This is a genomic window from Streptomyces sp. NBC_01537 (assembly GCF_045040445.1).
GTDB lineage: Bacteria > Actinomycetota > Actinomycetes > Streptomycetales > Streptomycetaceae > Actinacidiphila.
Window position 1 is genome coordinate 785404 of sequence record NZ_CP109392.1, and the last position, 13690, is coordinate 799093.

The window sequence follows — 13690 nt, forward strand, 5'->3', positions numbered from 1 at the left end:
TCACTGGGTTCCTCCTGGCTGGTGGTCGGGAACGGGGTCGAGCAGTTCCGCCAGATGTACGGCGCGGACTCCGCGCCCACCCGCGAGATGGTCCACCTGGGTGGCACAGCTGAAGCCGTCGGCGACGACGACGTCCTGGCCGCGCAATCGGTCGAGCCGGGGCCGCAGCGACTGGTCGGCGACGGCCATGGACGTGTCGTAGTGCTGGGCCTCGAAGCCGAAGTTGCCGGCGAGGCCGCAGCAGCCCTCGGCCTCGACGACCTCCGGCACGCCGAGGCGGCGCAGCAGGTCACGCGGGCGGTCCGCGCCGAACTGCGCGTACTCGTGGCAGTGGGTCTGGAGCACCACCCGGCCGGGGAGCCCGGACGGCTGCCAGTCCGGCGCGGCGAGTTCGTTCAGCGCCCCGGTGAAGGTGCGTACGCGCGCTGCGACGCGGCGGGCCGCTTCGGTGCCGAGGAGGTCCGGCATGTCGTGCTTCAGGGCCGCCGCGCAGCTGGGCTCCGGGACGACGATCGGGAGTCCCTCCCCCGCTCGTCGGTCGAGCCGGGCCACGGTACGGGCCATCACGCGCTTGGCCATGGACAGCTGTCCGGTGCTGACCCAGGTCAGGCCGCAGCACAGCCCGCTGCTCGGGGTGCAGCCGATGCCGGCATCGGCCAGCGTCCGGCTCATGGCTCCGGCCAGGTGCGGCCGGAACACCCGGGTGAAGCTGTCGACGAACAGCACAGCCCGGGGCTTGTCCGCGCGCGTACCTCGCAGGTTCGCGCGCAGGGCACGCCGCGAGGCGAACGCCGGGATCCGTCGCTGAGGCGCGATCCCGCCGATCCGGCCGAGCAGCCGGCCGACCGGGCCGCGCATCAGGGCGTTGACCGGCCGGGCGGCGAAAGTCGCGAGCGTCGCGGACAGCGGCAGCCAGCCCAGCGAGTAGTGGGAGCGCGGCCTGATCCGGCCCCGGTAATGCTGGTGCAGGAACTCGGCCTTGTACGTGGCCATGTCGACGCCGACCGGGCAGTCGGTGGAGCATGCCTTGCAGGACAGGCACAGGTCGAGGGCGTCGCGGACTTCCTCCGAGCGCCAGCCGTCCTCGATGGTCTCGCCGCGCAGCATCTCCTGGAGCACGCGCGCCCGGCCCCGGGTGGAGTCGTTCTCGTCGTGGGTGGCTCGATAACTGGGACACATCACACCGCCGTTGTCACTGCGGCAGCGGCCGACACCGACGCAGCGGCGGACGGCGCCCGCGAAACCCTCCTCGTCGTGCGGGAAGGTGAAGAGCGTCTGCCGGCCGTCCGGCGCGGGCGGGCCGTCCAGGGCCAGCCGGTCGTCCAGGCGCGCGGGTTCCACGATGATGCCGGGGTTCAGCAGGCCGTCCGGGTCGAAGGCCCGTTTGAAGGCGGCGAACGCCCGGATCATGGGCCGGCTGTACATGACCTCCAGCAGCTCACCGCGTGCTCGGCCGTCGCCGTGCTCCCCGGAGAGCGTCCCGCCGTGCCGGACGACCAGGGCTGCGGCCTCGTGGAGGAAACGGCGGGCCGCGGCGCGGCCGGTGTCGGTGGCGAAGTCGAAGTCGATCCGTACGTGGACGCAGCCCGCACCGAAGTGCCCGTACAGCACGCCGGTGAGCCGGTGCTCGTCGAGCAGGGCGCGGAAGTCCCGCAGGTAGGCGGCGAGGTCGTCCGGGGCGACGGCGGCGTCCTCCCAGCCGGGCCAGGACTCCCCGCCGTCCACGAGCCGCGCGGCCAGGCCGGCGCCGTCCTCGCGGACCCGCCACAGGGACCGGCGTTCCTCGCCCGTCTCCACCACGCGCCCCGCGACCAGCCGCCCGGCCGCCCGCAACGCGGCGAGCAGGTCCCGGGCCCGTGCGGTGACCGATTCCCCGTCGTTACCTTCCAGCTCGACGTACAGCCAGGCCCGCCCCTCGGGCAGGCCGGTGACGGAGTCGGGGCCCCGGCGGGCGCGCATCGTGGCGACGATGGCCTCGTCCATGCCCTCCACGGCGGTGGGCGACCAGCGCAGGATCTCGGGCACGTCCTCGGCAGCGTCGACCACGTCGTCGTAGCCGAGCGCCAGCAGCGTCGCGACGGGCGCGGTCGGCAGCAGCCGTACGGTCGCGGCCACGACGACCGCACAGGTGCCCTCGGTGCCGACCAGGGCGCGGGCCACGTCGAAGCCGTGCTCGGGCAACAGGTGCTGGAGCTGGTAGCCGGAGACCTGGCGGGGGATGCGGCCCAGCTCGGTACGGATCAGCGCGAGGTTGTCCGCTACCAGCCGCCGCAGCTCCTCCGCTAGGCGGGCGACCCGGCCCTCATCAGCGGGATCGACGGCCCGCAGTCCCTTGGCGTCCGCGACGGCCCGTGCGCCGTCGGCGGTGACGATCTCCAGCGACTCGACGTGGCCACCGGTCCGCCCGTCGCGCACCGAGCGGTTGCCACAGGCGTCGTTGCCGATCATGCCGCCGAGCGTGCAGCGGCTGTGCGAGGACGGGTCGGGCCCGAAGGTCAGCCCGTGCCGCCCAGCGGCGGTGCGCAGGTCGTCCAGCACGACCCCGGGCTCCACCCGCGCGATCCGCGCCTCGGGGTCGAGGGACAGCACGCGGTTCATGTGGCGTGAGAAGTCCAGGACGACGCCGGGGCCGACCGCGTTGCCCGCCATGCTCGTGCCGCCGCCACGCGAGGTGACCGCAATCCCCGCCTCACGGCAGGCCTGCAACACCGCCCGTACGTCCTCGGCGGCCCGGGGGAAGGCCACGGCCAGCGGAGGGACCCGGTAGTTCGAGGCGTCGTAGGCGTACTGCGCGACGTGGCCCGCGCCCGTCTCGAACCGCATCCCCGGAGCAGCTCCGGCCAAGCGGCGGCGCAGCTCCTCCATCCCCGATTCCTGCGTCATCGCGATCCGGCCTCGACGGCGGCGGTCCAGGCGCGCAGCCCCTCGTCGACCGCCGTCTCGTCGATCACGAGCGCCGGGATCATCCGTACGACGTGGTTCCAGGCGCCGCACAGCAGGAGCAGCAGCCCCTCGTCCACCGCGGCCCGCTGCACACGCGCCGCCGTCTCCGGGTCGGGGCTGCCGTCCTCGGTCACGAACTCGCTGGCGAGCATCAGGCCCATGCCGCGTACGTCGCCGATGGCGGGAGTCGTGGCGGCGGCCGCCTCCAGGCCGACGCGCAGCCGTGTGCCCATCGCCTCGGCGTTCTCGACCAGCTTCTCGTCACGGACCACGTCCAGCGTGGCCACGGCCGCGGCGCAGGCCACCGCGTTGGCGCCGTATGTACCGCCCTGCGAGCCCGGCCATGCCTTCCGCATCAGCTCTTCGGAGGCGGCGATACCCGACAGCGGGAAACCGCTGGCCAGCCCCTTCGCGGTGACCAGGATGTCCGGCGTGACGCCGAAGTGCTCATGGCCCCAGAACCGGCCGGTGCGGCCGACGCCGGTCTGCACCTCGTCCAGGATCAGCAGGAAGCCGTGGCGGTCCGCCCGCTCCCGCAGGCCGTCCATGAACGCCCGCGTCGCGGGCACATAGCCGCCCTCGCCGAGCACGGGCTCCACGATGATCGCCGCTGTGTCGTCCGGCGACGAGATGGTCTGCAGGGTGTAGTCCAGCTCCTGGAGGGCGAACCGGGTCGCGGTCTCCTCGTCCCACCCGTACCGGAAGGCCGTCGGGAAGGGGGTGACGACCACGCCGCTCATCAGCGGCGAGAAGCCGGAGCGGAAGCGGGTGCCCGAGGTGGTCATGGAGGCGGCGGCCACCGTGCGTCCGTGGAAGCCACCGTGACAGACGATGACGTTCGGCCGCCCTGTTGCCTGGCGGGCAAGGCGCAGGGCCGCCTCGACCGCCTCGCTGCCGGAGTTGGTGAAGAACAGGCTGTCCAGCCCGGCCGGAAGCACCTCGCCGAGCTTGGCAACCAGTTGCTGGAGCGGCTGGTGCATGACGGTCGTGTACTGCCCGTGGATCAGCGTGCCGACCTGCTCCCGAGCTGCGGCGACGATCTTCGGATGGCAGTGTCCGGTGCTCGTGACGCCGATGCCGGCGGTGAAGTCCAGGTAGCGGCGGCCGTCCTCCCCGTACAGGTGGACGCCCTCGCCACGGACGGCCAGCACGGGCGTGGCCTGGCGGAGGTGCGGCGACAGTTCGGTCATGTTCGTCTCCTGGGCCGGCGGTCATCGGTCAGATCGGTACCGCGAGCATCTCCGGTCCCTCGGGCCCGGACAACGAGTGTTCTGTCCGCCGTAGAGCCCTCGTTTGGACGTTCTGTAAACCCCGGGGCCCGACCACCCCTCATCCGGACTTCAGGCAACCGCCGGCCATCGGCCCTTGCGCAGGTCGGAGCGGCTTGTCAGAGTGGCCGGGCACGTATGGAGGCACCATGAACAACGCCCATCAGACGGCACCCCGGCCGCAGCGCGAGGACAGCGCGCCGCTGCTCACCGTCGCCGACGTGCTGGCGCTTCCGGTACTGGCCGCCGGGCAGCCACAGGTCGTCACCGGCGAGTCCGAGCTGAGCCGCCCGGTCCGCTGGGTGCACATCACGGAGCTGACCGACCCCGCATCCTTCCTCAAGGGCGGCGAGCTGGTCCTGACCACCGGAATGCCGCTGCCCGAGGAACCCGCCCAGGTGCGCCGGTACGTCGACGAACTCGCCGGGGTAGGGGCAGCAGCGCTGGTCATCGAACTCGTACGGCGCTATCACCGACCGCCCGACGCGCTGGTCCGCGCCTGCCGGAACCGCGGCCTGCCGCTGGTCACCCTGTCCAGGGACGTCAACTTCCTGGAGGTCACCCAGGTCGTCCACACCCTCATCCTCGGCAACCAGACAGAGTCGATCCGCAGGACCCAGCGCATCCACGAGGCCTTCACAGCCCTGACGCTGCGCGGTGCCGGCCCCGAGGAGGTGATGCGGACGGCGGCGGAGATCAGCGGGCACGCGGTCGTCCTGGAGAACCTGGTGCACCAGGCCGTGATCTGTGCGCCCGCCGATCGCAACGTAGAAGAGGCACTCTGCGACTGGGACCAGCGTTCCCGGGCCACGCCGCCCTCCGACCAGCCCGCCGTGGTCGGCCCCGAGGGTTGGCTGCTCGTCCCCGTCGAATACCAGGGCGAACAGTGGGGCCGCGTGGCCATGCTCCCCGACCCGTCCCGCATCCGGAGCTTCGGACCTGATGACGTGACCATACTGGAGCGGACGGCGATGACCCTGGCCATCGCCCGCCTCATCCACCCCGTGACGTGGGAGCGCGGAGCTCACCGCAACGCCCTTCGCGACCTCGCCGAACAGCGCTATCGCTCACCTGGCGAAGCCCGTAACCGCGCTGCGGCACTGGGCCTTCCGCCCCAGACCGAGCGCTTCCTCGCCATCCTGGTGGACACCGGCACGGACGCCAACGAGCAGGACGGCACCCGGCTGGAGGACCGACTCGCCGAGGAGCTCACGTCGGCAGTCGGCCCCGCCCTCGTCGGCGAACTCGCCCCCGGGCGCATCGGCATCCTGCTCGCCCTCCGCCCCTCGCAGCCCTGGCCTCCCATAGCCGAACGACTGGGCCACCTCGCCATGGACCTCAACCCGAGCGCGGTCGTGTCCGTCGCATCCGAGACAACGGACATCGCGCACACCGCCCGCGCCTTCCGCGAGGCAGCTCGCGTGGCCGAAGCAGCCCTGCCCGGCTCGGCCGGCAAACCCTTCTACGAACTGTCCGACATCGGACTGCCGCAACTCCTCTACGCGCTGCGCGACAACATACGAATCCAGGACTACGTCGAGCGCCAGGTCGGCCGACTGGTCGACCACGACGCCAGACACGGCACCGACCTGGTGGCCACCCTTCGCCATTACCTGGACTCCGCAGGCAACAAGACAACTGCCGCCCGGCAGGGCAAGCTCTCCCGCCAGACCCTCTACCACCGCCTGCAGACCATCGAGCATCTGCTCGGCCGCAACCTGGAATCCGGCGGCCAGCGCACCGAACTCCACGTAGCCCTCACCGCGCTCGACGCCCTGCGGCCACGCTGACCCAACGTCAAACAGGCTCGGAAGGGAGCCCGTCGCACCACCTCCGCATCAGGCAGGGCGGTGCGCAGAGGCCAGCAAGGCACCTGCCCACCGGGCAGTTGACAGGAATCGAGCAGCAGAGTCAGCGCCCGCTGTGGACGCGGAACCCTTCGATCTCAAACAGCGTGCCCCGCCGCATTTTCGGCGTCACATTCCCCTGGATCCGCCGCTCGGTGCGAAGCCCTCGTAGCGGACGCCGAATCCGGCGCTTGGGCGATGGCCGGCCCCGGCCTCACCGCCGCGCCCCGGCCCGGCCCGGCCGCGGCGCTCGACAGACTGCGGCTGACCTGCCCGGCGAGGGATGAGGATGGGGAGCGTTCGTCTTCTCTTCACCCGCGGGGCGCGGCTGGGTTCCACAGGGCGCTCATAGGGTTGCGGCGCTCAAGCCCTCGTAAGATCGTCACTTCTGTCCGGAGGACAGTCATGACCGCAGTCCAGGCTCCCCCGCGCAACCGCCGCTCGCTCACCGCGCTGGCCGGGGCGATGGCCCTTGCCGTCGCCTCGGTCGGCCTGTGGGCGACCACGGGTTCGACCGCTCACGCCGCCGGGCTTCCGACCCCCGACCATGTGGTGGTCGTGGTGATGGAGAACCACGCCTACACCCAGGTGATCGGCAGCTCCAGCGCACCGTACATCAACAACACCCTCAAGGCGGGCGGTGCGAACCTCACCCAGTCCTACGGCCTCACCCACCCCAGTGAGCCGAACTACTACATGCTGTTCTCCGGCTCGGCGCAGGGCCGGACCGACGACAGCTGTGTGGGCGTCGGTTCGATATCCGCGCCGAATCTCGGGTCGGAGCTGATCGCCGCCGGGAAGACATGGGCGAGCTACAACGAGTCGCTGCCGAGCCAGGGTTCGACGACCTGCAGCAGCGGCAACTACGCGCAGAAGCACAACCCGTGGTTCGGCTTCTCCAACGTGCCCACCAGCACGGCGAAGACCATGACGCAGTTCCCGACCGACTACACCACGCTGCCGAAGGTCTCCTTCGTGGTGCCGAACCTGTGCAGTGACATGCACGACTGCTCCGTCAGCACCGGCGACACGTGGATCAAGAACAAGCTGGGGGCGTACGCGACCTGGGCGGCGACCCACAACAGCATCCTGGCCGTCACCTTCGACGAGGACAACAAGCTGTCGGGGAACCGGATCCCCACCGTCCTGTACGGGCAGCATGTCACCGCCGGCAGCTCCAGCGGCACCACCTACAACCACTACAACGTGCTGCGCACCCTGGAGGACCTGGCGGGTTTGAGCGCGCACGCGGGCAACGCCGCGTCCGCGTCCGACATCAGCGGCATCTGGAACTGAGGCCCGTGTATCTCGCGGACTCCCGCAGCAGCAAGGCCGCCGTCGCCCCGGACAGCCGTCCGGGGCGGCGGCCGGCCGCTGTGCCGGGCACTGTGCTGGCTCTGGGGATGGTCAGCCTTCTCACCGACGTGTCGTCGGAAATGGTCACGGCCGTGCTGCCGCTCTACGTGGTTGCGGGCCTGGGCCTGTCGCCGCTCGGGTTCGGGCTGCTGGACGGCATCAACAACGGCGTCGGGGCCCTGGTTCGGCTGGCGGGCGGCCACCTCGCGGACCGGGGCGGACGGCGGCACAAGGCGGTGGCCGGCCTCGGCTACGGCCTGTCGGCGGTGTGCAAGCCTCTGCTGCTCCTGGCGCACAGCCTGCCCGTGATCAGCGGCGTGCTCGCGGCCGACCGGACTGGGAAGGGACTGCGAACCGCGCCGCGGGACGCGATGATCTCGCTGGCCACGCCACCAGAGCACCGGGGCAGGGCGTTCGGGGTGCACCGGGCGATGGACACCACCGGGGCGTTGGTCGGGCCGCTGGTGGCGTTCGCGGTGCTGCGGGCCACCGTCGACGGCTACGACGCGGTGTTCGCGGTCAGCGGCTGCTTCGCCGTGCTCGGGGTCCTGGTACTGGTGCTGTTCGTGCCCGGCCGGATCACCCCGATCGTGCCCGAGGGCACCACGCCGCCGACCGGGGTCCGCCGCCCCACGCTGCGCGACTCGGTCGGCCTGCTGCGCCGCCGCGGGCTACGGCGGCTCACGCTGTGCGCGGCCCTGCTGGGCCTGACCACCGTCAGCGACTCCTTCCTGTATCTGCTGCTCCAGCGCGAACTGCGGCTGCCCGTCCATCTGTTCCCGCTGCTGCCGCTGGGCACGGCCGCCACCTTCCTGCTGATCGCCGTCCCAATGGGCGCGCTGGCGGACCGGGGCGGCCGGCTCCGGCTCTTCCTGGCCGGCCATGGCGTTCTGCTGCTGGGCTACGGCCTGATGCTCGCCCCGACGCCCGGCGGCCCGGCCGTGATCGCCGTCCTGGTGCTGGTGCTGCACGGCACCTTCTACGCGGCCACGGACGGGGTGCTGGCGGCCGCCACCGCGGGGGCCGTCCCCGCCGAGCACCAGGGCGCCGGGCAGGCGCTGGTCGGCACCGGCCAGGCATTGGGGCGGTTCGCGTGCTCGCTCGCCTTCGGTGCCGCCTGGAGCCTGTGGGGCGGGCGCAGCGCGCTCGCCGTGACCGCCGTCGCGCTGGCGGTCAGCGCGGTCGTGGCCGCGTTCGTCCTGCGTACTACTGCCGATGAGGTGCCCACATGACCCGAAGTGCCCGCCTGCTGATCCTGCTGGCCGCCGTCCTACTGCTCGGGACGGTCGGCACCGGGGCGGTGATCTACGCCGCCAACCGGTCCGGCGAACGGGACCAGGAACAGGCCGGCGGCCCGCCGGTCCGCACCGGGACCGTCTCGCTGCGGCCGGGCTCCGGTGACGGCCGTGAGCTGCTGGTACGCAACCTGGCCTGGGGTCCGCACCGCGACGAGATCGCGGCGGTGCCCGCCGACCGGCCGGACGGGCCGCGTACCGTCTCCGGCGTCAAGTGCCTGCGCTTCCACGCCGCCGCCGGCACCGGCATCTGCCTCCAGGCCGTGCACGGGGCCCTGGAGGACACCTACCGTGCCGTGGTCCTCGACTCCCACCTGCGCGAGCTGCACCGCTACCCGGCCGCCGGCATCCCCACCCGGGCCCGGGTCTCGCCGTCGGGCCACATGGTCGCCTGGACGGTCTTCGTCAGCGGAGACTCCTACGCCGGCACCAACTTCTCCACCCGCACCGCCATCGTCGACACCCGCACCTGGGCGATCGACGACAACCTGGAGACGTACTCCGTCACCAAGGACGGCCGACCCTACCGTGCCTCCGACACCAACATCTGGGGCGTCACCTTCGCCGACGACCATCGCTTCTACGCCACCCTGGCGACCGGCGGCCACACCTACCTCGTCCGGGGCGACTCCACCTCCCGCACCCTCACCACCCTGCACCGCAACGTCGAATGCCCCTCCCTCTCCCCCGACGGCACCCGCATCGCCTACAAGAAGCGCGTCCCGGGCGCCCCGGCCGACGCCCCCTGGCGGCTGTACGTACTCGACCTGCGCACCATGGCCGAGACCGCCACCGCCGAGAAGCGCGACATCGACGACCAGGCCCTGTGGGCCGACAACTCCACCCTCGTCTACTCCCTCCCCGGCGACTACGGCTCGGACCTGTGGACCGTCCCCGCCGACGGCACGGGCACGGCCCGGCGGCTGATGACTTCGGCGGTCGCGCCGGCCTACCTGGCTCCGGACGGGGCTACAGATCCAGATTCTCCATGAGGGTCTTGTGCCTCGGCGCGTAGCCGAGTGCGTCGAAGCCCGCGACCAGCAGCGTCGCATATACCGGGAGCCGGCTCGTCACGGGTCGTTTGCCTGACGAGGACCGTGCGATCGGTGCACCAGTCGCTCCGGGCCTGACGGCAGGGCGGCCCTCCCGTACTGGCCTCGACCGGGCCGGCGGTCAGGCTCCGGCTCAGCGAGGCCCGGTTCGGGCGCGGGAACGAGGTCTGGCCGGAGGCCGGTTCGGTTGGAGCGGCCCCAAGTATTCGGTCTGCAGTCGCGACACCACGATGCCCCACCCAAGGAACGACAGCCGGACCTGGCGGTTGGGATTGTCGACGTTGGTGTCCGCCAACCTCCGCTGAGACAACCGTCAAGGGTACCCGGAGGCGAACTCCACGTGATGCATCATCGGAAGCATGTGGATGATCGCGGAACTGGAGGAAGGCGGTTTCGTGGCGCTGCCCGAACGGCCGGACCCTTCCGTCATGGCTGTACGACTCGCACGGCCATGACATGCTCTGCCAGGTCGTGCCCCGCCCGCCGTACCATGGGCAAGCGCTTGCGCGAGCCAGGTCGGAGCTGAAAGGGGACGCCATGGGTACCGGGGACGGCACGGACTCCCTCGACGAGGCGACGAAGGTCTTCGTGGCGGCGCGTCCCCAGCTCTTCGGCATCGCCTACCGTGTGCTCGGCAGCACCACGGAGGCCGAGGACGTACTCCAGGAGGCGTGGCTGCGGTGGCAGCACACCGACCGTGACGTCGTCCGCGAGCCGAAGGCGTTCCTCGCCACCGTCACCGCCCGTCTGGCGATCAACGTGGCCCAGTCCGCCAGGGTGCGGCGTGAGTCGTACATCGGCCCCTGGCTGCCGGAGCCGGTCGACACGCGCGCGGATCCGCAGTTGGGCGCCGAGCGGGCCGAGGCACTCGACACGGCGGTGCTCTTCCTGCTGGAGAGGCTCAACCCCGTGGAACGCGCCGCCTACGTGCTGCGGGAAGCCTTCGACTACCCCTACCAGCAGATCGCGGACATGCTGGAGACCAGCGAGACCAATACGCGCCAGCTGGTGAGCCGCGCGCGCAAGCACATCTCGTCGGAGCGCCGCAAGCCCGTCGACGCCACCGAGCACCGACGGCTGATGGAGGTGTTCCTCACCGCGGCACAGACCGGCGATCTGGCCGTGCTCGAAGGCATCCTCGCCGAGGACGTGGTCAGCTACACCGACGGAAACGGGCTGCGCGGGGCGTCCCGGATTCCGGTCGTCGGCCTGGTGCACGTCTCCAGGTACCTTGCCGCCTTCGCCCCGCGCTTCTGGCCGCAGAAGGAGATCGCCTGGGTCGAGGCCAACGGCGGGCCGGCCGCCCTCGTCTCGGCCGGCGGGACGGCCGTGGTTCTGCTGACCCTCGACATCTCGGAACGCGGCATCGAGCGGGCCATGTGGGTCATGAATCCGGAGAAACTGGCACATTATGTGGCCTCCCTGGACGGCGGCACCACGTTCTCCTCCTGAACGCCGCCGTGCGCGTCACAAGAGCGGGTACTCGTCGGTCATCCAGTCGTCCGGTATCCGTGACGCCACGACGCAAAGGTGCGCTCACCATGGCTTGCAGCACAGTTGGTCCGGTACGTCGCAGCACCGCGGGAGTCACGCGGTGACCGGGCCGATCCAGCCGCCCGACCTGTCCACCGAGAAGGACTTCGACGGAGAGGCCTTCGCTCCCCTCTACACCACGACGGTGACCGTGACCGGCGGGACGGCGGCCCACGGGAGAGCCTCGGGGAGGGCACGCTCGGACGAGGGAGTCCTCGACCTCGATCTGCGCCTGCCCGCCGAACTGGGCGGAGACGGCCGGGGAACCAACCCCGAGCAGCTGTTCGCCGCCGGGTTCGCGGCCTGCTTCCACGGGGCGCTGAGCCTCATCGCACGACAGGCCGCACTCGATCCCACCATGATATCCGCCGAGGTGACCGTGGCGTTCGACCGCAATCCGCAGGACGGTGGCTACGTCCTGCACATCGATCTGGTCGTCAGATGGCCGGGCGTCACCCCTGACGTCGCCACCCAGCTCCTGCAGCGGGCCGACGCGCTGTGCCCCTACGCGAGGGTGGCCTGGCACGGCACGCCGACCACCATCACGCTGGCCTCCTAAGCGCACGGCCGCTCGGAGGCGTCACAGATCGCGGGACTGCCCGGTCGTACTGGATGAAGACCCCAGCGATCGGAGTGGACCGTGGCTGTCACCGAACAACGTCTTGCCACCATGGTGCTGGTGATCGGCACCGGAGGTGCCGGCCTGCGAGCGGCGATCGAACTGGCCGAGGCCGGCATCGACGTCCTGGCCGTCGGCAAGCGCCCCAAGGAGGACGCCCATACGGCACTGGCGGCCGGCGGCATCAACGCGGCGCTGGCCACCATGGACCCCGAGGACAGCTGGCAGCAGCACGCCGCCGACACACTCAAGGAGAGTTACCTCCTCGCCGATCCCCGCACCGTGGAGATCGTCACCCAGGGCGCTGCCCGGGGCATCGACGACCTGGAGCGCTACGGCATGACCTTCGCCCGGGAGGGCGACGGCCGGATCTCGCAGCGCTTCTTCGGCGCGCACAAGTTCCGCAGGACCGCCTTCGCCGGTGACTACACCGGCCTGGAGATCCAGCGCACCCTCGTCCGGCGCGCGGAGCAGCTCGACATCCCTGTGCTGGAAGGGGTGTACATCACCCGGCTGCTGGTGCACGAGGGCGCCGTGTTCGGCGCGTACGGCTTCGACCTCACCAGCGGAAGGCGCTACCTGATCCACGCCGACGCGGTCGTCCTGGCCGCCGGCGGCCACACCCGCATCTGGCGGCGCACCTCCTCGCGGCGCGACGAGAACACAGGGGACTCCTTCCGCCTGGCCGTGGAGGCCGGGGCCAGGCTGCGCGACGCCGAGCTGGTGCAGTTCCACCCGTCCGGCATCATCGAACCGGAGAACGCGGCCGGCACCCTGGTCAGCGAGGCCGCCCGCGGCGAGGGCGGCATCCTGCGCAACGCGCTCGGGGAACGCTTCATGGCCCGCTACGACCCCGAGCGCATGGAGCTGTCCACCCGCGACCGCGTGGCTCTGGCCGCGTACACGGAGATCAAGGAAGGGCGCGGCACGCCCAAGGGAGGCGTGTGGCTCGACGTCTCCCACCTGCCCCGGCAGACGATCATGACGCGCCTTCCCCGCGTCTACCACACCCTGTTGGACCTGCAGATGCTGGACATCACCCGCGAACCGATCGAGATCGCGCCCACCGCGCACTACTCGATGGGCGGTGTGTGGGTGCGCCCGGAGGATCACAGCACCGACGTACGTGGCCTGTACGCCATCGGCGAGGCATCGAGCGGGCTGCACGGCGCCAACCGCCTCGGCGGTAACAGCCTCATCGAACTGCTGGTGTTCGGCCGCCTCACCGGCCAGGCGGCCGCCGCGTATTCGCAGTCCCTGAAGGCACAGCCGCGGTCGGCGCCGGCCGTCGCGGAGGCCTGCGCGGAGGTCGACGAGCTCCTCGCCGCCGACGGGCCCGAGAACGTGCGTGCCCTGCAACGCGCCATCCGCAACACGATGACCGAGCATGCGGGCGTCGTACGCGACGAAGACGGCCTGCGCGCCGGACTGGCGGAACTCGCGGTGATCGAGAAGCGCATGGAGGCCGTCGGCATCCACCCGGACATCGCGGGCTATCAGGACCTCGCACACGCCTTCGATCTCAAGTCTGCCGCCCTGGCGGCCCGGGCCACCCTCGAATCAGCCCTGGAGCGTCGCGAGACGCGCGGCTGCCACAACCGCAGCGACTACCCCGGCATGGATTCCGCACTGCAGGTGAATCTCGTGTGGTCCCCGACGACGGGCATCACCCGCGAGAGCATTCCGGCAGTCCCCGACGAGATTTCCTCCCTGATGGAGGAAATCTCGTCCGTGGGGAAACTCGCCGAATAGGCGGTGCGGTGTCACAAACAGAGCC

Annotated in this window: 9 protein-coding genes; 7 read left to right on the forward strand and 2 right to left on the reverse strand. The window is 71.2% G+C overall.

The window, feature by feature from the left end; translation table 11 throughout:
- Positions 1 to 2883 (reverse strand): FAD-binding and (Fe-S)-binding domain-containing protein, encoded by a 2883-nt coding sequence (locus tag OG607_RS03915; protein WP_405718767.1) that lies wholly within the window; start codon positions 2881 to 2883, stop codon positions 1 to 3.
- Positions 2880 to 4133, reverse strand: coding sequence for an aspartate aminotransferase family protein (locus OG607_RS03920; RefSeq protein ID WP_405718770.1), 1254 nt, complete (start codon positions 4131 to 4133; stop codon positions 2880 to 2882). Before OG607_RS03920 ends, OG607_RS03915 begins: the two co-directional genes overlap by 4 nt.
- Positions 4134 to 4360: 227 nt before the next feature.
- Between OG607_RS03920 and OG607_RS03925 the strand changes: the two genes are divergently transcribed.
- From OG607_RS03925 to OG607_RS03955, 7 genes are all read left to right on the forward strand, one after another.
- Positions 4361 to 6001: a PucR family transcriptional regulator gene (locus OG607_RS03925; RefSeq protein ID WP_405718773.1), complete on the forward strand. Its 1641-nt coding sequence runs from the start codon at positions 4361 to 4363 to the stop codon at positions 5999 to 6001.
- A 462-nt stretch (positions 6002 to 6463) separates the two neighbouring features.
- On the forward strand, positions 6464 to 7354 hold the full coding sequence (locus OG607_RS03930) for an alkaline phosphatase family protein (RefSeq protein WP_405718776.1): 891 nt from the start codon (positions 6464 to 6466) through the stop codon (positions 7352 to 7354).
- A gap of 5 nt (positions 7355 to 7359) precedes the next feature.
- A complete protein-coding gene (locus OG607_RS03935) occupies positions 7360 to 8646 on the forward strand; it encodes an MFS transporter (RefSeq protein WP_405718778.1) in 1287 nt (428 codons plus the stop codon).
- Positions 8643 to 9701 carry a TolB family protein gene (locus OG607_RS03940; protein WP_405718781.1) on the forward strand — a complete coding sequence of 353 codons (1059 nt, stop codon included), beginning with the start codon at positions 8643 to 8645 and terminating at the stop codon, positions 9699 to 9701. Before OG607_RS03935 ends, OG607_RS03940 begins: the two co-directional genes overlap by 4 nt.
- A gap of 597 nt (positions 9702 to 10298) precedes the next feature.
- Complete coding sequence (locus OG607_RS03945) at positions 10299 to 11213, forward strand: RNA polymerase sigma-70 factor (protein ID WP_405718784.1); 915 nt, start codon at positions 10299 to 10301, stop codon at positions 11211 to 11213.
- A gap of 142 nt (positions 11214 to 11355) precedes the next feature.
- The gene (locus OG607_RS03950) at positions 11356 to 11853 is read left to right on the forward strand and encodes an Ohr family peroxiredoxin (protein WP_405718786.1); all 498 of its coding nucleotides are present in this window, start codon (positions 11356 to 11358) and stop codon (positions 11851 to 11853) included.
- Between the two features lie 111 nt (positions 11854 to 11964).
- Positions 11965 to 13665 carry an L-aspartate oxidase gene (locus tag OG607_RS03955; protein ID WP_405736528.1) on the forward strand — a complete coding sequence of 567 codons (1701 nt, stop codon included), beginning with the start codon at positions 11965 to 11967 and terminating at the stop codon, positions 13663 to 13665.
- Positions 13666 to 13690 lie beyond the last annotated feature (25 nt).

What these genes read in the sequence shown, in the direction of transcription:
- OG607_RS03915 (WP_405718767.1), bottom strand. Translation starts at nt 2,883, where the DNA reads ATGACGCAGGAATCGGGGATGGAGGAGCTGCGCCGCCGCTTGGCCGGA.
- OG607_RS03920 (WP_405718770.1), bottom strand. Translation starts at nt 4,133, where the DNA reads ATGACCGAACTGTCGCCGCACCTCCGCCAGGCCACGCCCGTGCTGGCC.
- OG607_RS03925 (WP_405718773.1), top strand. Translation starts at nt 4,361, where the DNA reads ATGAACAACGCCCATCAGACGGCACCCCGGCCGCAGCGCGAGGACAGC.
- OG607_RS03930 (WP_405718776.1), top strand. Translation starts at nt 6,464, where the DNA reads ATGACCGCAGTCCAGGCTCCCCCGCGCAACCGCCGCTCGCTCACCGCG.
- OG607_RS03940 (WP_405718781.1), top strand. Translation starts at nt 8,643, where the DNA reads ATGACCCGAAGTGCCCGCCTGCTGATCCTGCTGGCCGCCGTCCTACTG.
- OG607_RS03945 (WP_405718784.1), top strand. Translation starts at nt 10,299, where the DNA reads ATGGGTACCGGGGACGGCACGGACTCCCTCGACGAGGCGACGAAGGTC.
- OG607_RS03955 (WP_405736528.1), top strand. Translation starts at nt 11,965, where the DNA reads ATGGTGCTGGTGATCGGCACCGGAGGTGCCGGCCTGCGAGCGGCGATC.